Below are 22,963 nucleotides of genomic sequence, written 5' to 3' on the forward strand. Positions count from 1 at the left end.
ATCGATCTTAGATATCTTCCAAAAAGGCCCCTTGGGGCTTTTTTTGTTATAGAGCAAACATTCGTACAAAAAAGCACCGCTTCGCAGCGATGCTTCCAGAGTCACTTCCCGCTAGTCCCGGGAAACAAAATATTTGTTGGTCATGTAGTAAGCGTCACCACGCGACGTTTCCACCATTCCTTTTTTGGCATCCAAAAATACAATCTCTTTACACTTTGTACAGTACCATTTTGTGCGCTTGTATGGGGATTCCGTCACATAAGCCGTGCCACATTTACAATCAATCTTCATTAATAACTCGGTTGATTTATAAGCACTGGACAAGCGTTCCAGGTTATCCTGTTGCTGTGTAGGCATAATGGTCTGCTGATAATCCGATAAATGATTTTGAACCTTGAAGTCTGCTACCAATCCTGCATTCAATCCAAAAAACTCCTTGCCGATTTCGGTCACGAAGCGCTTCTCATTTCTGTAGCAATCCAGCCACTCAATAATCTGCTTATTAGACAGTGGAACCGTACCCTTGATACCGCTGTTTAAGGTGTAGGTCATGATGTATAAAGTATCGTCTTGTCTACCTGAGTACATTAGAATCCTCCTTCGAATACATTTGCTAATGTACTACAAAAACGCGCATAAATCAAAAAATTCTTATTTCCTGAGCGCATCTCTTCTTATTAAATGGGAAACATTCCACGTTCATCCGCTAAAGACTTACAAGAACTGCATACACCTGAAACATTTCCCTGTGGCGCGGCATAATGCACGACCGATTTAACGTTTTTCTTGCATATGGAACAGTAGTGCCTCCTTTCCTTTTTTGGGATATAATCCGATAGCTTAACCACGTTTTTGTTCGGTCGGAATCGTTGTAAGAAACCCGGCCATTTCATCTCGCTTCACTCTTTCTTGTTCGTCTACTTCGTAGTCATTTTTGTGCTCTGGGCTAATAATCATCTCGTCTTTTTTTATGTATACGATTCCAAGTTGTGCGTGCCTATCTCATAATCTATTCGACGTTTTGAGCGTTTTTCCTGTTTTAATCTCTACACATATAAAAAAAACCGACAGAACCTGCTCTCCTTTTTTTCGGAAGAACAGTATTTTAGTCGGTTCCAGCCTTATTTATAAAAAGTTCCCAGAACGTCCAGCTCTGATGAACGCTCAATTCGAAATGGATAGATATAACCCTGATTCATTCGGGTAAATTTGCGGCTCCACAGATCCAGTCCCGATGTGAACTGATAGGCCTGATATATAAACTTGGAGCAGTAATTGCGCTCAATACTGCGCAGATTGGTCTGCAAACGGTAGAATTTTACCTGCTTGTAATGGTCGTGTACCCACCCGGCTGCTTTCATTCCTGCCTCATTCAGTCTGGAACGGAATACAATGAAACGATCTCCTTCATAAAAACGCGTGAGATACCACTCTAATGAATCAGCAAATACAGGCCCATAAGGGTGCACATGATACACCTTGCCGTCGAGGCCAATAATGCCCATATGCCCGGCGTAATACGTCGATTCTGAGCTTGGCGTGTACACAATATCCCCTGGCTCTAGCTTCATCTCGCCCAACACGTTAATAGGTAAGTCCTGATGCAGCCGTTTGGCTGCTGAACGTTCACGCCGCCCTTCAACCAACAAGCGATGAAGCGCACCAGCAAGTGCGAGATACATTTCAGACCATTTGATCTTTTTTTTATCAGATCGTTTGAACCACCGCTGGATGAAGGTGAAACCTCGTTGTGGCTGTGATCCCTTTTTCATACGCTGCACTCCACTCTGACCTAGTTATTGTATCTATATAAGTTGAATTAAAGTTTATTTACACTGACACTACGATGACAGAACAATCTTCCAATCGCTGTTATCCCCAGATTTTTTCGATTCCCTTTTTCTTAAGGGAAAATCCGGTGATAAAGGCGACCGCTTCGCTTTTTCAGATTTTTTCTGTCCTCTCCGTTATCGTGTAAATGATTATTTCAACTTATATAGTGTCATTCTACAGTTTCTCAGCCTTATTATAGACATTTGGTGGTTCATGTTCAATTCTAAGCGTGTTCTATCTTGTGCCATTATGCCTTCTTATTACCCATTTTATGCAAAAAAGATGACTTCGGAATGAACCGAGGCCACTGAAAAAGTCCAACATCTATAAACAGATATCCCTCCTCATTTTTTTGAGGAGGGATATTTGTTTTCCTGTATAATTAAATGATTAATTTCAGGTGGTGTCTCGGATGATTTCAAACCAACAATCTCTTAAGCTTAGTGCATTTATGGACATATACGATATCGTCGTACCTAAAGATAATATGCTTCGTCAAATCAATGATCTCGTAGATTTTTCATTTGTTCAGGTAGAATTGCAGCATAGATACTGCCTCGACAATGGTCGCAATGCAGTGCCTCCCATTCGAATGTTCAAATACCTATTGTTGAAATCCATTTTCGATGTATCCGATGCGGATGTTGTGGAACGTTCTAAATATGACATGTCCTTTAAGTACTTTTTAGATATGGCGCCTGAAGATGAAGTCATTAATTCTAGTTCACTAACGAAGTTTCGCAAGCTTCGCTTGAAAGATGTGAACCTCCTCGACATACTAATTCAAAAGACCATGAAGATCGCGTTGGAGAAAGAAATTATCAAAAGCAGCGCAATTATTGTGGATGCCACCCATACGAAAGCGCGATTTAATCAGCTATCACCCAAAGAAATATTAATGCAAAAGTCTAAGTTGTTGAGAAAATCCGTTTACAAGATCGATGAAAAAATGAAGGATAAATTCCCACCGAAAACAACGACGAACGAATTATCTGATGAACTGGACTATTGCCAAAAAGTTGTAGATGCAGTAGAAAAAGAAGAATCTCTCCGTGAATACCCAAAGGTGAAAGAAAAGCTGAACTACTTAAAAGAAATCATAGCTGATCACCATGAGCACTTTCAACTCAGCAATGATCCAGATGCACGAATAGGTCACAAAACGGCAGACTCCTCGTTCTTCGGTTACAAAACACATTTTGCTATGAATGGAGAACGAATTATTACAGCTGCGGTAATTACGACTGGTGAGAAAAGTGATGGAAAACAACTCCAAACTCTCATTGAAAAAAGTCGTGACACAGGTATGAAGATCGATACCGTCATTGGAGATACTGCCTATTCTGAAAAAGATAATATTCAATATGCCAATCACAACGAACTACAATTAATATCAAAATTAAACCCTAATATCACACAAGGAACTCGTAAAAAAGAAGATGAATTTGAGTTTAATAAAGATGCATGTATGTACGTTTGTAAAGCTGGACATATGGCGATTCAAAGAGCGCGCACAGGTAAGAAAGGTATGAATAATAACCAAAAGAATACCTACATGTTTGACATTGAAAAATGCAAAGTATGCCCAATGAAAGACGGGTGCTATAAAGAAGGTGCGAAAAGTAAAACCTATTCTGTAACCATCAAATCGACCGAACATAAGGAACATGAGGCATTTCAAAGTAGCGATAGTTTCAAAGAAAAATCGAAAGAACGTTATAAAATTGAAGCGAAAAATAGCGAACTCAAGCACAGACACGGGTATGATGTTGCATCGTCCTCGGGTCTTGTTGGCATGCAAATGCAAGGTGCCATGGCCATATTTACTGTTAATCTCAAGCGAATCATTACACTCATGGAAGACTCAAAGTAAAAGGATAGAGAAAAAGGCTATATTCCGTTCCAATGTGAACGAAATATAGCCTTTTTGATTTAAAATGAATCTTAACAAATTAAAATCGTAAGTTTTTCAGTGGCCTCGAATGAACCCGAAGTCATCTTAATATAACCGATCGCAGACCTTTATTCTTCTACAACGCCAAGGGCTTTATTTTTCTCTTTAAAGCGACTGTTATGGGAAGAAACATAAGCCACTTTTTCCGCTTCAGGGTCCATGTATAGCTTCGCACTGTTTACCGCTAGGGCTGCATCTGTGAAAGTACCCGCAATCAGGTACAGTTTGCTACCATAATCTACAAAATCGCCTGCGCCAAACACGCCGGGAATATTGGTTTGCAATCTCTCTGTTGTAGTGACATGCCATTCGCCAAGATCAAGTCCCCAATCCCGGATTGGACCAAAGTCACTCTTCATGCCATGGTTTACAATGACAGCATCGACTTCAAGCAGTTCAGTTTCACCTGTATCCACGTGTGAGATGGTCACCTGTTCAATCACATCACCACTCATACTATGCAGTGTCTCTACCGCATATGGTGTACGGACATCTACAGAGGATTCTCTCATACGCAGTACATTACGCTCCAACCCGCCAAAGCGGTCACGACGATGCACAACCGTAACTTGCTCTGCCAGGGCTTCCAGTTCATTCGCCCAGTCCACAGCAGAGTCGCCTCCACCCGAGATCAACACACGTTTACCACGGAATGGCTCCAGTTCTTGCACAGTATAGTGGAGATTGCTAACCTCGTAACGGTCTGCACCTTCAAGCTCCAGCTTGGCCATTTTATATATACCATATCCGATTGCCAAAATGACGGTACGTGTCCAGTGTTGCTCACCTGTTGCAGAAGTTAACAGAATTGTGCCATCAGGTTGACGCTCGAATCCTTCGATCTGTTGTTCAAATACGAGGGTTGGCTCAAAAGTTCTCGCCTGTTCTTCCAATTGTTTGATCAGATCTTCACATAGAATTGGCGTCACACCCCCGACATCCCAGATCATTTTCTCCGGATAAAAGAGCATGCGACCTCCCAATCTGTCACGTGCCTCAATCAACTTGGTCTTCATATCTCGCATGCCGCTATAAAAGGCAGAGTACATGCCCGCAGGGCCACCGCCGATAATGGTTACATCATAAAGTTCCAACTGCTGATTCATATTAAAAATACCTCCGTTAATTCGATCCAGAACATCGAGTATTTGATATCGATTCTCATTATCACTTAAATCCTAGTGTAATGGTAATCTTATCAAAATACAATGGCTAAAAAACAAACATTTCTTGTACAAAAATTCTACGAACACATCTGCTCTTTACTATTGCGCTCTTGGAGCCGCCAACAACTTTCCAACAACAAAATCAAGTTGTTTATTAATTGAATAGATATCCGAATAGTAGAAGAAATCAAAATCAATCTCAATTAGGCGACCTTCTTTAACAGCCGGGATGCTACTCCATATTGGATCATCCGTAAGGTTATCTGCCCCTTCATACACCGAACGAAACACGTAGTCCCCGATATACTCAGGCAGTACTTCCATGGATAAATTGGAGCCTCCCGCTTCCGAAACTACATCAATTTTCTTTTGTACCACTTCAGGTGCTTTCATCCCCAAGTATTCATATAATGCCTGAGATCCTCGGCCATATTGCTTGCTCTCTACAACGACCATACCTTTCAAACCGCCCTCCACAATGGAAATCGTTTTGTCTAATATGCCTGCGTCTGCTAGTGTTTGCTTACTCTCTTCGACTTTGCTATTGAGATTATTGATTAATGTCTCAGCTTCCTGTTCTTTTCCAAAAATACTCGCTATACTCTGGAGTCTTTCTTCTGTTGTCATTTTCTCGTATGGAATATATACCGTAGGTGCGATATCTTTTAACAACGTATACGTCTCTTCTGAAGGAACAATGATCAGATCCGGATCAAGATCAATGACAGCTTCAGGATTCGGTTCGAACCAGGTGCCTAGTGAATTTACACCTTCAAGCTCACTCTTGTAGGCAGCCCCGTTGAATACTTCAGATGTAGCAATTGGCTTAATTCCAAGCGCAACGACGTCTCCCTGGAGATATAGTACAACAACCCTTTTCGGATTCGCTGGAACAACTACGTCGCCCTTAACCGTTGAGACCGTGCGTGTTTCATTGTCTTTGTTTGTCTGGCTTCCTGTGTCTGATGATACTGCCGTACTGCTGTTATTGGAACTGGCACCCGTTCCTTCGCCAGCTGCTGGTGTTGTTGCTGTACCCGAAGAGCAGGCTGCGAGGAGCATCGTTATGCTCAATAATGCAACCATAATCATACTGGAACTTGTTTTTCTTCTTTTCATTGGTGTAGACCCTCCGTCTATATATTGATAATGATTCTCATAATCAATATATCCCGACTTCCATCTTCGGCCAATGGACGATTCAGAGATTACCAATGGACGATCCTCTGTTCTCGCTTCTTCTCTCATCTTTCGTTGATACTGTATCGGAGAGATCCCCACATGTTTTTTGAAGATACGACTAAAATAATACACATCCGAATAACCTACTTCTGCTGCAATTTCACTCAGCGTTGCATCAGATCGCAAAAGCAGATTGCGAGCCTTAGCGATTCGGGTCTGAATTAAATAATCAATGGGACTGTGACCCGTCTGTCGTTTGAATTGCATGGATAAATGACGGGAGCTGTAGTTAAACTGTTCAGCCAGGAAATCAAGCGTGACCTGTTCCCTATAATGATTCTGTATATAACGAAGTGTTTGTTTCACCGGGTCAGCAAGCTCTGTTTTGATCTCCTGCTCTGCCAATTGAACCATCATTTCATGAATGAACTGGTAAAATAAACTTTTTGTATGAAGCAGATCCAGACTGCCAGATTGACTCCATGCACCCTCAAGCTCATCAAGGTAACGTAATAACCCCAGCGGACTACTCGGTGCAAATCCATATTGCAAAGAGAACGGTGCAACTTCCGGCTGTGCCAATAACCACTTTTTACGATAACTAGGAAAGGCAAGAAATGCTCTGTAATAGAGCAGAATATATTCAAAATCTTCGTTGGTTTGGATATCTAGTGAAGATCCTTTGGCCCCATGAAGCATGTAGAACCGCTCTGCCTTGTATGTTTGTCCATCCAACTGAAGCACAGCAGATCCTCGAATCGTATATATAAAACCATTTGCCGGAAGTGTGTAGGAACTCAGTTGTGCCCCTGCCTCCATAACGATTCGGCGTATATCCAGAACCTTAACAGCGGCATGATTCCAGCATTTCATCTGTTCGTCTAATTGCATCGAATACTCTCCAATCCCAACCTCACCCGGAACAAAGGCCTTACAAGGTCATCATTCTGCCACACATCCGATAACATATGCCTAGCAGTGGTTCACTAATATACCTTCATTATAAATGATAATAATTTTCATTATCAACTGTAATTTAGAGTGGAATTGGATTTCATCTCATCAATCACTTGTTAGACTTAATTTGGTTCAGAGATCTTCGTAAACCACGCGGCCAATTCCTCTGTTTGATCCAATGTTGCAATCGGGTCAAAGTACCATGAACGATCCGGGCTCCAGATAAACACACGATCATTTTTAACCGCATCTAGTGAACTCCAGACCGGTTTCGATTTCAACTCTTCCAGGGTCAGATTATCTGCTGTTAGAATGATGTAGTCTCCGGCAAATTCAGGAATCGCTTCCGATGAAACTTCAACCAGTTGATCCTTCATTAAGATCTCTTTTTTATCTGCAGGAGGATTCAAACCAAGCGCGCTGTAGACTGCCTGACCTCCCCGACCAAAATTATCACCAAAGGCCAACGGTGCTTTATCATAGAACTGCATGACCGACACCTCGGCCTGCGGATCAATTGCCTCACCAACACGTTTCTTGGCATCTGCAATTCTTGCGTCATAATCGGCTAACCATACCTCAGATTCTTTTTCTTTATTTAGCACTTCACCGAAATAGGCAATTTCTTCGTGGGTGTTTTTCAATTCGCCATAAGGTACAACCAAGGTAGGTGCAATCTTGCTAAAGGAATCAAATAAATCAGGATTACCTGTCACAATGAGATCCGGTTCAAGTTCCAACACCTTTTCGAGAGAGATGGTTTCATATTCACCAATATTCTGCACGCCCTCAAGTGATTTGATAAAATAAGGATTTTTCAGGTTCATCTCGGGTGTACCCACAGGTTTGATCCCCAGGGCGATCAGACTTCCCAGATACAAGTCAACCACAATCCGTTTAGGTTCAGCAGGGATTGTAATATCTCCCTTCACCGTTGAGATTATACGTGGTTCAGATGTTTTGGTGTGATTATCCGCTGTTACTGTGTTTGTGGAACTTGATGTACTTTTGCTTCCAGAAGCATCCCCGCTCGAATTACTGGCAACACCTGTTGAGCAGGCACTTAGCAGTAACGTAAGACTTAGTAAAATGCTAAGCAGCATTCCCGTTCTTGTCTGTCTGTTCATATTTATTGACCCTCCGTGTTTATATTGATAATGATTATCACCATCAGTATAAACATACCTTCCACTTCCACCTCTGAAAATGTCATTTCGCGCCACACCTGATGTCAGATCAGGCCAATATAGGGGTGCTGAGGTCTTTTCTTTAAATTGCAAAGGAGAAAGACCTGTATGTTTCTTGAACATACGCCCCAAATAATATCCATCCGGATAACCGATTCCTACAGCGATCTCATCCAACGTGGCGTCCGTTTGCAGCAACATCTCTTTGGCTTTGAACAAACGAAACTGAATCAGATAATCGATGGGACTGGTTCCAGTCGACTGCTTGAACTTGCGTGACAAACTTCTTGGGCTGGTGCCAATCATTTCTGCCAAAACATGAAGTGTAAGTGGCTGGGTGTAAGAAGACTCTACCATTTTAATGACTTTGCTGACCTGATCCAACATACTTGGATAGCGATTGGATATACGAGGAATCTGTGATGAGATCTGCTCCACAAATGCATAGAACAAACTCTTGGCCTGAAAGTGCTGAATAGGGTTCTTTTGATCCCACAAAAAGTGCATCTTTTTCCATTGCTCATATAGAATGGTTGGCATATCGGGGGTAAAGCCATAGTTCATTTGGAACGGATTGATACGCTCCATTAACCTTCCCAGATCATTTCTCCCTCCACTAGGCAGGTTTGCTTTGTACATCAAGTAATATAGGTGCAATCCGGATTCGCCTGCTCGAATCATCAACTTACTCCCTTTTCCCCCATGGAAAATATAAAAGCGACTCACTTCATATGTTTGATTGTCAATCGTCACTCCAGCATCACCCTGAATGGTGAGTACAAAGGTACTTGTCGGAAATTTGTATTTCATCTCTTCATATGCCTCTAATTCCATGTAACGGATATCTGTTATACTCACCGCAGCATAGTTCCAGAGGATATAATAATCATTCCACATTTTGCTAACCCATCTCCGTCTACATAAATTGTGTCTGTCTCCACTCACTTATTGATAACCATTATCAATTATTATGATGAAGTACGCAATACAACCTATGTATATGAATCCATTCAGACGAAAAAGAGCTATTCAAATCCTTCTCTTAACATCCGATATATGTAAATAGAACCATGATAAAGCAGATAAGGAGAACAGAGGATATGAATTCAATCTCATCTGCAACCAAAAGCAGTTTCACTCCCGGGAATCAAGTCTCCAATCGGGATAAAGAAATTCAGGGACTCATGCAGCAGAAGATCCGGCTCAATGAAGAAATGCAAGGTGTAAAAACCAATGACGAGTTGGATACCAAAACCAAAGCTCAGCGAATAAAATCCCTAACAAGCTCTATTTCCCAGATCGACAGCCAGATTGCCCAAATTAAAGCTGAAGAATTGCAAGAAAAGAACAAATTAAGACAGCCCGAAAAGGCTCAACAGCAACAACCCAAACCAACCGACGAGGCACAAGCCCCTTCACTCGATCACCTGATCAAGCATAGTCAGACTTATGATCAATTGGGTAAGCTGGTCGGTTTGCGTGATCGCATGCAGGGCTCCATTCAGACCACCGAAGGAGAAACCCGCTTTGACCGACTTGTTCTCGAGATCAATCCTCCCGCAAATGATCTTGATCTAGGCAAATCAATGATGTTGGAAAATTCAGAACGCACCGTCTTTCAGGCAAAGCGAGAGACCGTCCAGGACATCAACTCCCAGTTAAATAAGGTCAATCAGAAGATTGGGGAACTGGTGGAAGAGATCCATCAGCCCGTACCTAAAAAAGGAGTACAACCACCTATCTCTGCAACATCTGGAGAAGAAGAACAGGAAGTAAATGAAGGAAAGAAAACGGGAAGTAAGGAGCACCCATCAGATGGCGGAACCACAGATCAGGAATCAGGAAATGGTCCGCAAACTACGGCTTCTACATCTCCTGCTGCTTCATATCCATCCGTTGATATTCGAATCTGATACGCATTGATCAAACATACTTATATGTGTACATACTGAGCTTAAAGATTAAAATCGCTCGTTTGCTACACAACCTTTGACTCGCATCCAATGATAGAACCGCTATTACAGGTGACTAACTCCTGATAAGTAGCGGTTTTTCTGTATTTTAACGTTATGGGTATAGAGGCGAAGCCTCAGCTTCCGAAGAAGCTTTCTTACAGAAAGCTTTTAGACCCACATCTTCAAGTTCTCTCTGTCCTCTACGTTCTCGAAATTTTATGTCTAGCACGGAGTAGTGGCGGTATCATTTGCACAGATGATACTTCCAGCAATCGCTTTACAACCTTTTTTGATGCGTGTGGCCTCATCAATAATCTGATCTATGTTTTCATATTTTCGCTTGCTATTGGTTACAACGGCGATGGATACCGACACCAGAGGAATGGGCCGATTTAGCCCGGAACGTCCTTCCCCCAGAACATATTGATGATGCCAATCATGTTCGTTGTAAAATGTCTTTTTCATTTCCTCAAAACCTGAGATGACTTCCTCACTAATATATTTGTAATCATGGTGATTCAGGATCGTAATAAAATCATCACCACCGATATGTCCAAGAAAAGCTTCAGGGAGAACAAATAGCTTGCGAAGCAAGTTAGCTGTCGCCTGAATAAGCTGATCCCCCATTTTGAAGCCGTAGCTATCATTGTAGGATTTGAATTGATCGAGATCAACGTACAGTACGCTAAATTGGTCCATCTGAAGAGCCTGAGACAGCCTTTCATCTATGATATGATTACCAGGAAGACCAGTCAGCGGGTTCATAAAAATCGCCATTTCAGCCCGTACATCAGCAACAGCGAGTAGCAAACGCCGAATACTCACAGCTCCAAAGAAACTTTCTCCTGACGTGACCAACACAAGATCATATATATCCCCTTCATCTCGATCCATGGCTAGAACACTGACATCTGTAATCTGTTCCGAATAATCCACGACCAGTGCCTGCGTATTCATCACCAGTTCTACAGGACGTCCCATATACAGATTATAGCCATACTGGGTGCCAATCTGCTGAAAGAATCGGGGCCGCATCATTAATGACACATCCTTCTCCCCCATAACAGCTATACCTTCCAGACTAGGATTGGACTTGAAAAGATGATAGACGATATCACATTTTGTATCAGATTGTACTACAGGAATTGGTTCAGCAATCTCGCCTATTTGCGTAAACATACTATTCTACTCCTCTGTTCGTAGCATCATATCCGAACTTTTCAAATATATATGTAGGTCTTTGTCAATGGTCACATCGTACCACTTTCTACTTGAAAAAGCGTTAACTGAGAGTAAAAGTTTATGAAATATTTCCTTTTCTAAACTTTGCTATAGTGAGCTTATTTTAATGCTTGATCTCAAAATTTTGAAGCAATCATGCAACACTAAATTTCATCATCATGTTCTGTGTTATTTCGTTATGCAAAAATACCGTCATTTACTGGATATCTTTAATCCAATAAATGACGGTATTCGTTGGCATATATTACAGAAGTTTATCGGCATGAAATGAACGAATTCAGATATAGGCCGCCAAAAATCCATTTGGCTAGAATCAAATTTGAATCCAAACTATACTTGCCAGCTCACTACTCCTGACCCTTTCAGCTTACCTTATGCTCAATTCTCAGCTTGTCAGCAACCATCGCGATGAACTCGGAGTTCGTCGGTTTAGACTTGCTGATGTTGATCGTATAACCAAACAAGTGGCTGATGCTGTCGATGTTACCGCGAGTCCATGCCACTTCAATGGCATGACGGATCGCACGTTCGACGCGGGACGGCGTGGTTTTGAATTTTTCGGCAATCGCCGGATACAGTGTTTTTGTGATGGCTCCCAAAATTTCGATATTGTTATACACCATCGTAATCGCTTCGCGCAAATACTGATATCCTTTAATATGCGCAGGAACGCCGATTTCATGTATGATGGACGTAATATTTGCATCCAGATTTTTGTGTTTGCCCATTGGCACAACATTGGATGATTTCATGAACATGGATGATCCGCTGCTTGTGGACATCGCCGTCTGTGTTCCCACCAGTTGACGCACACGATTCGCAAGCACTTCCATGTCAAACGGCTTAAGAATATAATAAGAAGCTCCGAGTTGCACGGCACGCTGTGTGATATTCTCTTGTCCGAATGCCGTAAGCATAATGACTTTAGGCTGTGGAGACAGGTTCAGGTCGCGCAAGCGCTCAAGCACACCCAGTCCGTCCAGGTGAGGCATGATAATATCCAGAATCAATACATCCGGCACATCCCGAGTTTGCTCCAGCAATTGCAGTACTTCTTCTCCATTGTATGCAATACCGGTTACTTCCATATCTTCCTGCTCAGATATATATTCGGCAAGCAAATTCGTAAATTCACGATTATCATCGGCCAGCAATACCTCAATTTTTTGCAAAACGGTATCCTCCTTTAAATTAAACATCGTTTCGTACATTTCCTTACACGTTTAATTTTCGACACAGCCAGTTAAATTCCTCCTGTCGAAAATTATTTTTCTTTATTTTTTTTTCTTGATCCTATATAATAAATAATTTATTTCATTATCCGATATATTATGTTTGCTTTCGACAAAAAAGAACCTCAGGGCTGTTTAGCCAGCCTTGAGGTTCTTATCGTTTTCCTTTTTCATCATAACGCCAGCATCTTGTAACATCCATTCAATGAAGCAACCGTAACCCGATTTTGGATCATTCACGAATACATGAGTAACCGCACCGATCAATTTACCATTTTGTACAATGGGGCTGCCACTCATCCCTTGAACGATACCTCCGGTCTTATCCAGCAGTTTCGGGTCCGTAATTCGAAGTACCAGACCTTTTGTTGCTGGTTCAGTTTGATCTGCCACATGAACAATGTCAATGGAGAAGCGTTCAACTTGTTGACCGTCAACCACGGTAAGTATTTCGGCCGGTCCTTCCTTTACTTCATGAGAAAAAGCGACGGGAATGCCTTTCGAATACAGACTGTGCTCAGGATTTCCGGACATTTTACCAAAGATACCAAAAGCCGTATTACGTTCAATATTGCCCAAAATTTTGCTTTCCTTGAGGAAATGAGCACGTTTTTCACCCGGATCACCGGTCTCACTTTTAGAAATGGACGTCACATTGGATTGAACGATCTGACCACTACCCACAACAATAGATGTCTGTGTGTTCATATCTGTAATGACATGGCCCAGTGCGCCATATACGCCCTGATCGGGTGCATAGAAGGTAAGTGTGCCAACACCGGCTGCAGAATCACGAATGTACAATCCAAGCCTCCACGCTTGATCCTCGGAGTCATACGCCGGAGTTAATCGTGTCTTCACCGTTTCCTTGCCCCGTTTTAACACAACATCAATACCTTTTTTACTTTTCCCTGCAAGTTCAACGGCTTCAGAGACACCTGCTACGCCATCCAGACGTTTTCCATCCATATGCGTAATCAGATCTCCGAGCTTAATGCCCGCTGTTTCTCCGGGCGATACACGCTCATCCTGACCGGAACGGACCAGATGATGTCCAACCACCAGAATGCCTGCCGATTTAACCTTGACGCCAATCGTTTGTCCCCCGGGTACAACACGCAAATCCGGTATCACATTCACATGAACTGTTTTGACCGGAATTTTACCCCACAACTTCAACGTTAATTTGGCATGTCCCGTCTGTTGAGGGTGAAGATGCAAAGGTTGTTGCCTGGTAACATGCATCGCTGCCTGATCATCCAAACCAACGATATCAGGACGATCTACAACGGCGCTTGAAGCAGCAGGTACAGCGAGCCGGACATCCGCTTGCCTGCCAGCAAACACCTGCAATTCATCCGGCAGTGAAGCATAACTTTGCACAGGCTGAATGGCCTGGCTAATCACACAAAGAAAGAAGGCAAATAAAAGACCTAGCAATTTCTTCCTGAGGGGGGAATTCAATGGCTGTCACACTCCCTTTGCTTCTTTCGCTTGACGAAAGGTGGTCGCCAATTGCGTACCTATAAGATAACCTCGCCCCCAGGCTTTTATTACTGTCAATCATTACGCCAGCCGTCCGTTTCACCCTTTTTTGGCTTCCGCCAAATTCAGCATTTCCTGTGCGTGATGCAGTGTTTTTTCTGTAATTTCCACGCCGCCCAACATACGTGCCAATTCCTTCACTCTGCCTTCGTCTGACAGCGATTCCACCTGCGTCATTGTCCGTCCATCGTAGACATGTTTCTCAATGAGATACTGATGATCTGCCATACAAGCCACTTGTGGTAAGTGCGTTATTGAGAAAACCTGACAAGTCGAAGACAAGCGGAACAGTTTTTCCGCAATGGATTGAGCTGCTCTACCGCTAACTCCGGTATCAACTTCATCAAAAATCAACACAGGTATCCGGTCATGTCGCGCAAAGATACTCTTCATCGCCAGCATCATTCTCGATAACTCACCACCTGAAGCAATCTTGCCAAGTGGTCTTAATGGCTCGCCCGGGTTCGGTGAGATTAGGAATTCCGCATTGTCCGCACCATGACGATTCAGACGAATACGACGTCCATTCCATTCAATCCCCTTTGGATCTTCGAAAGGAGTAATCTGAACACGCAGTGTAGTCCGCTCCATTTGCAGATCCTTGAGCTCGCTTTCCACCTGTGCAGCAAGTTCCTCGGCGCATTGTTTGCGAATCTTGCTGAGCTCTTCAGCAGACTCCATCACAAGGTTAAGCATTTTGTCACGTTCAGCTCGCAATTTCTCCAGCCGTTCGTCCTTGTTCTCCAGTTGGTCTGTTTCATGGCTAATCTGATCATAATAACTCAGAATAAGTTCAACACTGTCCCCGTATTTCCGTCTGAGGCCAGAAATCAGATTCAGCCTTTGCTCCACTTCTTCCAGCCTTGCCGGATTAAATTCAATCTTCTCCCGGTAATCCCTTAACTGAAATGTCGCATCTTCCAATTGATAAAATGCAGATTGCAGCTGTTCTACGATTGGTTGCAGTCCTTTGCTATCATATCCAGAAATGTCTTCAATTCTTGAGAGAGCAATGCTCACAGCTTCAAGTCCGCGTTGACCACTGAGCAGATCATATGCACCAGCAACACTGTCCATCATTTTCTCACTATGGGATAGTTTGACCCGTTCTTCCCCGAGTAATTCATCCTCGCCTTGTGTAAGGCTCGCTGCTGCGATCTCCTCAAGCTGAAAGCGATACATGTCCAAGAGTTGATATGCCCGCTGACTGGACTCCTGAAGGGCACGCAGTTCTTTTTCCGCCGTGATAAACTTGCTGTAGCGCTCCTGGTACTTCGCTTTGATCGGTCCGATGACTTCCGAGCCATAAGTATCGAGAAGCCCCAGATGGCTCTCAGCGCGTAGCAAACTCTGATGTTCATGTTGTCCATGAATATTGATCAGCTTCTCGCCTACTTCCCGTAGCATGGTCAGATTGACCAATTGCCCATTAATGCGGGACGTACTTTTCCCCTGCGTGTTCAGTTCACGTCGAATAACCAGATGCTCTTCAGGCTCACAATGGATACCCAGCTTCTCTAATGTCTGCCATACCGGATGACTCTGCTCCATCTCGAACAAGGCTTCCATCTCTGCCTTATCACAACCGTACCGGATCAAATCAGCTGAACTTCGTCCACCAGCAATTAAGCCAAGTGCATCTATAATAATCGACTTACCTGCACCCGTTTCCCCTGAAAGTACATGGAATCCCGGATGGAATACAACGTCCACTTCTTCCACCACAGCCAGATTACGAATCGATAACGTAACTAACATCTGCAAAAACACCTCCGGATGACTAATTCAGATATTATGTTTTTGAACCATTGATTCAAGAGGTTGTTCAAAAAGTCCGCTTTTGATTACGAAGGATGCCTGGTGGCATCATCAGCATCGAATATGGAATTCAGCCGAAATAAGTGGGATGCTTACGAAGTATGTTTCCTTCGGAAACATTGCAGTTGCTCACGTAGTTTCCCTACGCCCCGCTACTCCATTTCTAGCTTCATCCCATCTTCTCGGTACTGAAAACCAATCTTTTTGAACACGCACTTTAAGCAATATAACCCATGATTCGCTCAATAACGGTCACACTGTTACCTTCAGTCCGGCAGATAATCAGAATGGTGTCATCTCCACAGATCGTGCCCATGACTTCATTCCACTCAATATTATCAAGCAAAGCTGCAATGGAGTTGGCTGTTCCGGGCAAACATTTCATCACAACCAGATTGTTTGTGTGATCAATGTGCAAGAAGTTGTCAACGAGTGCACGCTTCAACTTTTGAATCGGATTATATCGTTGATCTGTCGGTAAAGAGTACTTGTATCTTCCGTCATCCATCGGAATCTTGATTAACAGAAGTTCCTTGATATCCCGAGATACCGTCGCTTGAGTCACCTGAAAACCTGATTTGCGCAGTGCTTCAACCAGATCATCCTGGGTCTCAATTTCATTTTGACTAATGATTTCACGAATCTTGATGTGCCTTTGTCCTTTCATATATGCCTCCAGTTAGATGTATTGCAATAAAGCAGCATTTGTAATTCGCCGCAGACTTTGCCCTGCAATGTTCATTCTTTTATATTAGTCCAGATCATCCCCATCATACACATCTTCCTGATAGTCCATGAGCCTGATTAACTTAATATCGGAATCCTCCACGTCAACATACAGCAATCCTTCACAGCCAGGATATAACAACAGATAATTGAGGAAGCGATCCCTTAGCGCAGGGCCGGTCATATCGATTGGCTGTCTGCGACGAGACGTTTTCACGAGGTATCTGAGATCCTCACGTTCTGCAACATAATCAATGAATAATCTGCTGTAATAAACGGATTCATTGGCCTCAAAAGCCAGAGGGACTTTCATTTTGCCACCGATAACTTCGTAGCCCTGTGCTTCAAGCAAATCCAAGGCCGGGGAATCTTGAATCTTCACGTTCAGTTGCATTCCAGACAAGCTTACCGGCGTCGGTCGGTTCACCCAATTACGCAAGCCAAAGAACAGCCACAAGATCAAACAGACAGCAAGTACACCTATAAAGATTGTGTCATATTGACCATCCATTATCGCTCACCTCGAAGACATATTCGAGGTTCAGTAATGATTTCCCTTTACGTCAATCACCTTTCCAGCGAAAAGAAACCCATCTTATGATGAGTTTCCCGTAAATGTATGAGCTGCTTCCTTTGCAACTTGCTCCGCAAGTGCGTCAAGTGAAGCTGGATCGATCTCTGGTTGTGTTGCCTCTGGTGCTTCCAGACGCCAATGTGCGAGAAATTCTATATTACCTTCTCCACCGGTTATCGGTGAAAAAGTTAAACTCTGCAGATGTAAACCAAGTTGACTGGAGAAATGAAGCATTGTCTGCAATACATCCTTGTGTACCTTCGTATCACGTACCACACCGGACTTGCCTACTTTTTCACGCCCTGCCTCAAATTGAGGTTTAATCAATGCAACGATATCTGCAGGTTGTTTCAAAAGAGCCAGAAGTGGCGGCAATATGATTCGCAGTGAAATGAACGACACATCAATGCTCGCAAAGTTCGGCACGGGTCCCGTCAGATCTTCAGGAGTCACATAGCGGAAATTAGTTCGTTCCATAACAGTAACTCGCTCATCATTACGCAAAGACCAGTCGAGCTGATTATAGCCCACATCAATAGCGTAGACGTGAGATGCGCCATGCTGAAGTGCACAATCCGTAAATCCACCGGTGGATGAACCAATGTCGAGCATGACAAGTCCATTCATATCAAGGTCGAAATGACGGATCGCTTTTTCGAGCTTCAATCCGCCTCTGCCGACGTAGGGATGTACCGAGCCTTTAACTTTCAGCTCGGCTTCCCTTGGAATTTTCATGCCCGCCTTTTCGATCGGCTCATTATTGGCATATACCAGTCCAGCCATGATTGCAGCTTTTGCCTTCTCACGACTTTCATAATAGCCCTGCTCAACCAGCAGAACATCAATTCGTTCTTTCGGGAGTGACATGTCTGTCTCCTATCATGTAAATTTACGAAGGAAAACGTGTTTTGGGTATGCCGTAAGATGATTGAACAGCCATCTTGCGCAGTTCAGCACATACATTTTCAACGGTAAGACCCACTTCCTCACGTTGTTCCTTAATACTGCCATGCTCGATGAAGCGATCCGGAATCCCCATCAATTGTACATGAACATCATGCAGTCCCTGCTCTGCATAAAACTCCAGAACTGCACTACCCATGCTACCTGCTTGAGATGTTTCTTCAAGTACAATCAATTTGGTGCCTCGAACAGCTAAATCACGCAACATTTGCTCGTCAAGAGGTTTCAGGAAGCGAGCGTTGATTACGCCTGCTGTGATACCTTCCCGCTTCACCATCTCTGCTGCTTCTTCTGCAAGCTGCACCATCGAACCTGAAGCGATGACAGCATATCCCTCGGATGGACGCAGTTGCTCCCATGATCCGATTGGAATCGGAACAAGTACATCATCCAAAGGTACACCGACCACATTGTTTCGTGGATAACGGTAAGCAATTGGACCTTCATTATAATCAAGCGCCGTTTTCATCATATGACGCAATTCATTTTCGTCTTTTGGCATCATCAGAACGATATTTGGAATATGGCGCATAAATGCCACATCGTATACCCCTTGATGTGTTTCCCCATCCGGACCAACAAACCCCGCACGGTCAATAGCAAACATCACGTTGGCGTTATGACGGCAAATATCATGTACAATCTGATCATAAGCACGTTGCATAAACGTAGAATACACGGCAAAGACCGGCTTCAAACCTTCCATAGCCAGTGCAGCACACATGGTCGCCGCGTGCTGTTCTGCAATACCTACGTCAATCATGCGATCGGGAAATTCCTTACTGAACGGAATAAGACCTGATCCTGTAGGCATTGCTGGCGTTACCGCTACGACCCGCTTATCCTGCTTCGCAAGATCAATTAACGTTTGACCGAACACTTCCGTGTACATCGGTTTTCCGACTGCCTTCAGCACTTGCCCAGATTCAATTTTGTACGGAGAAATCCCGTGCCACTTGTGCGAATCGGCTTCTGCTGGCTGATAACCTTTGCCTTTGGTCGTGAGCACGTGAACGAGCACAGGGCCATCAACGTTATCTGCCTGTTTGAAGGTTTCGATCAATTTGGGAATATCATGCCCATCAATCGGTCCCAAATACGTGAAGCCCAGTTCTTCGAAAAGAACACCTGGTACCATCATATATTTGACACTATCTTTGATCCAGCTTGCCGATTTGGCCAAACGGTCCCCAATAGCAGGAATTTTTTTAAGCATGCCCTCGACATCATCTTTTGCTTTCAGATAATGACGATCCGAACGAATTTTGCTCAAATATTTATGCATGGCCCCAACGTTTGGAGCAATGGACATTTCATTATCATTCAGAATAACCATCAGTTTTCTCTGCTCATGACCGATATGATTGAGGGCTTCAAAAGCCATACCACCTGTAAGCGCTCCATCACCAATCATCGCGATAACTTGGTTGTCTTCACCCTTCAGATCACGTGCAAGGGCCATCCCCATCGCAGCAGACAATGAAGTACTGCTGTGTCCAGCTTCCCATACGTCATGTTCACTTTCGTTGCGTTTGACAAACCCGCACAGACCGTTATGTTGACGCAATGTATCAAAGCGATCCATACGTCCTGTCAGGACTTTATGCACATAAGCCTGATGCCCTACATCAAAAATCATTTTGTCTGCTGGACTGTTATAACAGTAATGCAGGGCTACCGTGAGCTCAACCACGCCTAAGTTGGGTGCGAGATGCCCACCTGTAACAGACAGTTTCTCAATCAGAAACTGCCGGATCTCTGCCGACAAAAGGGCAAGATCATCCTGAGACATCGACTTTAGATCACTGGGTTGTTTAATTTGTGGAAGCAGCACGAGAATCTCCCCGCTTTCCTAGATTGTTTAGTTATTGTTGTAAATCGATATATACATTATGAATCAAATGACATTAAATCATTATAACATAAAAGAACAAGAATCATAATTTACTGCACTATACTCCCGATAACGAGCATTCTCGCCAGCAAGTTATTTAAAATTCTTCTCCATATGTATTCCCGCATCCACTCGGGACAGAATTTTTCCATCCACTCGGAAAAAGGACATTACATTCATTACACGGTTATATAGTTTTTGAAACAGACCACCCGTCAGAATCTAATGGTCTCGACTCATCAGATAATCTGCAATTTCCAACAATCTGGATGCATCAGGTAACTCGGCTCTTTCAAGTGCGTCTTTTGCAGATTGGGTAAGGGATTTCACTTCATCTACAGAAGCCTCCATGCCAACAAAATAAGGATATGTTACCTTCTGCTGATTCACATCGCTCTGTGTTTTCTTGCCCATCTTCTGCTCGTCACCCGTCAGGTCGAGAATATCATCCTGAATCTGGAACGCCAGCCCCAGATCACGTCCAAACACACGTAAGGCTTCCAATTGTCCTTCCGTTGCTCCACCAATTCGTGCTCCAGCAATGAGTGAGAAAACAATCAGGTCACCTGTTTTGTGCAAATGAATATATTGGAGCTGTGAAAGATCGGTCATGCCTTGCTCGCCTTCCATATCCGCAACTTGGCCGCCGACCATACCTCTTGCTCCAGCAAGTTCGGACATGTCCTCTACGATGGACAGCAACGCATCTGCCGCTACACCGCTACGGCGTCCAGCTTGAACAATGCTATAAAAAGCATGGGTTAACAGCGCATCGCCTGCCAATATGGCTGTTGCCTCACCATATACCTTATGATTCGTTAATTTTCCCCTGCGGTAATCATCATTATCCATAGCAGGCAGGTCGTCGTGGATCAGTGAATACGTATGAACCATCTCCACGGCGCAGGCTACCGGCATTGCAGCTGTACGCTGTGCACCGAAGGCTTCCGCCGCAGCAACGACCAGAAGAGGACGAAGGCGTTTGCCTCCGGCCATGAGTGAGTACTGCATCGCATCCGTCAACGATTGGGGTACATCCCAGTGATCGGGAAGCGTGTGTTTCAACGCTTCTGTCACCGCAGCTGTGACCTCTTCGAGGTACACTTGAAACGAAGGACGATTACTCATGGACTTCACCGCTCTCATCGTCAGCAGTTCCGAAAGGCTTCTTGCGAAGCTCTCCATCTTCTTCTACGATCATCTCGATCTTGCGTTCCACTTGTTCCAGCTTCAGACCGCAAAGTTGCGAAAGTTTCATCCCGCGTTGAAACAGATCGATGGCCTGTTCCAACGGAACATCACCATGTTCCAGCTGACCTACGATGTCTTCCAATGCCGCCATTGCCTCTTCAAAATTCAATTCCGGTTCATTCGCCATGGGTATTGTCGTCCTCCTTCATTCCCCAAACCTGACAGTCCAGCTGTCCGTCTGTTAATTTAATCTTAATTGAATCTCCAGGCTGTACATCTTTCGTTGACTTGATCAATCGCTGTTCCTGCTCGTCATAGACAAGGCTGTATCCCCGTGACATGACTTTGAGCGGGCTAAGCGCATCCAGATGCCGCACAGATGATTTCCACTGTTGCTGCTTCGATCTGGCTATAGACCTGATCGCAAGTTCCAGTTGTCTGCGTGCTGCCGCATTCTCACGGCGTGCTACATTGACCTGCTCACGAGGATTGAATCGTTGCAGTGCTGCCCGCAGACGCTCCTGCTTCTCTCCTGTCCATTTCATACGTGTATCGACTGTTCTCAAAAGACGTTGGTGCATCATATCCAGTCGTTCCGTGTGCTGCATCAAGGTACGTCTTGGATGCACCAGCACTGGCGAACGCTGTAATCTTGCGAGCCGTTCACGATTATGTACAGCACGCTGACGTAAGCTGTGCTGTAACTGGCGCTGACGTTGTCCGATCTGATCAAGCAACTCAGCTCTATTAGGTACAGCTAATTCAGCAGCTGCTGTAGGTGTAGCCGCACGCAAATCGGCTGCAAAATCAGCAATAGTAAAGTCCGTTTCGTGCCCAACCGCAGAAATGACAGGAATATCCGAAGCAACTATTGCTCTTGCCACAATCTCCTCATTAAAGGCCCACAACTCCTCCAGTGAACCGCCTCCGCGTCCAACGATAAGTACATCGGCTTCTCCCATCCGGTTCAGGTTGCCAATCGCTTTGACAATGGAAGGTGCTGCACCCTTCCCTTGAACCAGAACAGGATATAAAACAACTTTGGCAGAAGGGTATCTGCGCTGGAGTGTGATCATAATGTCTCGCACCGCCGCTCCCGTCGGTGAAGTTACAACCCCGATGGTCTGTGGATAACGAGGGATCTGTCTTTTTCGAGAAGGTGAAAATAACCCTTCATCCTCAAGCTTTTTCTTCAGCTGTTCGTAAGCCAGATACAGACTTCCAATTCCGTCCGGCTGCATATGGGTAGCATAGAATTGATACTGCCCATCCCGTTCATACACCGAGACATTACCACGGGCAATAACCCTTGCACCCTCCTTCGGTACAAAGGGTAATCGCTGGTTATGGGACGCAAACATAATTGACTTGATCCGGCTGTCCTTGTCCTTCAATGTAAAATACATATGGCCGCTGGAGTGATGTGTGAAATTCGAAATCTCCCCGCGCAGCCAGACGTCCGACAGGACCTGATCCGATTCCAGTTTCATCCGGATGTATCGGTTCAGGTCTTTGATGGAGTAGATCTTTTGATCTGCCACAGA

General features: G+C 44.0%; 18 protein-coding genes. 2 read left to right on the plus strand and 16 right to left on the minus strand.

Features of this window, described 5'->3' with window-relative positions:
* Positions 1-111: 111 nt before the first annotated feature.
* Together V6668_RS19650 and V6668_RS19655 are read right to left on the minus strand one after the other, a co-directional pair.
* Positions 112-588 carry a hypothetical protein gene (locus V6668_RS19650; protein ID WP_017687614.1) on the minus strand — a complete coding sequence of 159 codons (477 nt, stop codon included), beginning with the start codon at positions 586-588 and terminating at the stop codon, positions 112-114.
* Between the two features lie 533 nt (positions 589-1,121).
* A complete protein-coding gene (locus V6668_RS19655) occupies positions 1,122-1,772 on the minus strand; it encodes a hypothetical protein (protein WP_036672336.1) in 651 nt (216 codons plus the stop codon).
* A 473-nt stretch (positions 1,773-2,245) separates the two neighbouring features.
* Here V6668_RS19655 and V6668_RS19660 point away from each other — a divergent pair, with 473 nt between their 5' ends.
* Positions 2,246-3,706, plus strand: coding sequence for an IS1182 family transposase (locus V6668_RS19660; protein WP_338706486.1), 1,461 nt, complete (start codon positions 2,246-2,248; stop codon positions 3,704-3,706).
* Between the two features lie 149 nt (positions 3,707-3,855).
* On the opposite strand, the gene V6668_RS19665 is transcribed toward V6668_RS19660, so the two are convergent.
* From V6668_RS19665 to V6668_RS19675, 3 genes are all read right to left on the minus strand, one after another.
* On the minus strand, positions 3,856-4,893 hold the full coding sequence (locus tag V6668_RS19665; RefSeq protein WP_338706487.1) for an NAD(P)/FAD-dependent oxidoreductase: 1,038 nt from the start codon (positions 4,891-4,893) through the stop codon (positions 3,856-3,858).
* 159 nt (positions 4,894-5,052) lie between these two features.
* Positions 5,053-7,026 (minus strand): AraC family transcriptional regulator, encoded by a 1,974-nt coding sequence (locus V6668_RS19670; protein WP_338706488.1) that lies wholly within the window; start codon positions 7,024-7,026, stop codon positions 5,053-5,055.
* A 188-nt stretch (positions 7,027-7,214) separates the two neighbouring features.
* Positions 7,215-9,113: an AraC family transcriptional regulator gene (locus tag V6668_RS19675; RefSeq protein WP_338706489.1), complete on the minus strand. Its 1,899-nt coding sequence runs from the start codon at positions 9,111-9,113 to the stop codon at positions 7,215-7,217.
* 266 nt (positions 9,114-9,379) lie between these two features.
* Between V6668_RS19675 and V6668_RS19680 the strand changes: the two genes are divergently transcribed.
* Complete coding sequence (locus V6668_RS19680; protein ID WP_338706490.1) at positions 9,380-10,192, plus strand: hypothetical protein; 813 nt, start codon at positions 9,380-9,382, stop codon at positions 10,190-10,192.
* A 264-nt stretch (positions 10,193-10,456) separates the two neighbouring features.
* Here the strand turns inward: V6668_RS19680 and V6668_RS19685 are convergent, their stop codons facing one another.
* The 11 genes from V6668_RS19685 to xseA all read right to left on the minus strand — a co-directional run bounded on the left by V6668_RS19685 (position 10,457) and on the right by xseA (position 22,960).
* Positions 10,457-11,413 (minus strand): GGDEF domain-containing protein, encoded by a 957-nt coding sequence (locus V6668_RS19685; RefSeq protein ID WP_338706491.1) that lies wholly within the window; start codon positions 11,411-11,413, stop codon positions 10,457-10,459.
* A gap of 425 nt (positions 11,414-11,838) precedes the next feature.
* Positions 11,839-12,648, minus strand: a complete 810-nt coding sequence (gene spo0A / locus V6668_RS19690; protein ID WP_036614349.1) for a sporulation transcription factor Spo0A — start codon at positions 12,646-12,648, stop codon at positions 11,839-11,841.
* Between the two features lie 195 nt (positions 12,649-12,843).
* Positions 12,844-14,172: a SpoIVB peptidase gene (gene spoIVB / locus V6668_RS19695; protein WP_036614352.1), complete on the minus strand. Its 1,329-nt coding sequence runs from the start codon at positions 14,170-14,172 to the stop codon at positions 12,844-12,846.
* Positions 14,173-14,292: 120 nt separating this feature from the next.
* A complete protein-coding gene (recN, locus tag V6668_RS19700) occupies positions 14,293-16,011 on the minus strand; it encodes a DNA repair protein RecN (RefSeq protein WP_338706492.1) in 1,719 nt (572 codons plus the stop codon).
* Between the two features lie 277 nt (positions 16,012-16,288).
* Positions 16,289-16,738: a transcriptional regulator AhrC/ArgR gene (gene ahrC / locus V6668_RS19705; protein ID WP_017687604.1), complete on the minus strand. Its 450-nt coding sequence runs from the start codon at positions 16,736-16,738 to the stop codon at positions 16,289-16,291.
* An 84-nt stretch (positions 16,739-16,822) separates the two neighbouring features.
* Complete coding sequence (locus V6668_RS19710; RefSeq protein WP_036614357.1) at positions 16,823-17,308, minus strand: hypothetical protein; 486 nt, start codon at positions 17,306-17,308, stop codon at positions 16,823-16,825.
* A gap of 84 nt (positions 17,309-17,392) precedes the next feature.
* On the minus strand, positions 17,393-18,238 hold the full coding sequence (locus V6668_RS19715; protein WP_036614359.1) for a TlyA family RNA methyltransferase: 846 nt from the start codon (positions 18,236-18,238) through the stop codon (positions 17,393-17,395).
* Between the two features lie 22 nt (positions 18,239-18,260).
* Positions 18,261-20,168, minus strand: a complete 1,908-nt coding sequence (gene dxs / locus V6668_RS19720; RefSeq protein WP_036614362.1) for a 1-deoxy-D-xylulose-5-phosphate synthase — start codon at positions 20,166-20,168, stop codon at positions 18,261-18,263.
* A gap of 282 nt (positions 20,169-20,450) precedes the next feature.
* On the minus strand, positions 20,451-21,374 hold the full coding sequence (locus V6668_RS19725) for a polyprenyl synthetase family protein (protein WP_338706493.1): 924 nt from the start codon (positions 21,372-21,374) through the stop codon (positions 20,451-20,453).
* On the minus strand, positions 21,349-21,606 hold the full coding sequence (gene xseB, locus V6668_RS19730; RefSeq protein WP_017687599.1) for an exodeoxyribonuclease VII small subunit: 258 nt from the start codon (positions 21,604-21,606) through the stop codon (positions 21,349-21,351). The genes V6668_RS19725 and xseB overlap by 26 nt, the downstream gene beginning before the upstream one ends.
* The gene (gene xseA / locus V6668_RS19735) at positions 21,596-22,960 is read right to left on the minus strand and encodes an exodeoxyribonuclease VII large subunit (RefSeq protein WP_074095694.1); all 1,365 of its coding nucleotides are present in this window, start codon (positions 22,958-22,960) and stop codon (positions 21,596-21,598) included. The genes xseB and xseA overlap by 11 nt, the downstream gene beginning before the upstream one ends.
* Positions 22,961-22,963: the final 3 nt, after the last annotated feature.

The sequence above is a fragment of the Paenibacillus amylolyticus genome (assembly GCF_036894225.1).
In the GTDB taxonomy this organism is placed as follows: domain Bacteria; phylum Bacillota; class Bacilli; order Paenibacillales; family Paenibacillaceae; genus Paenibacillus; species Paenibacillus amylolyticus.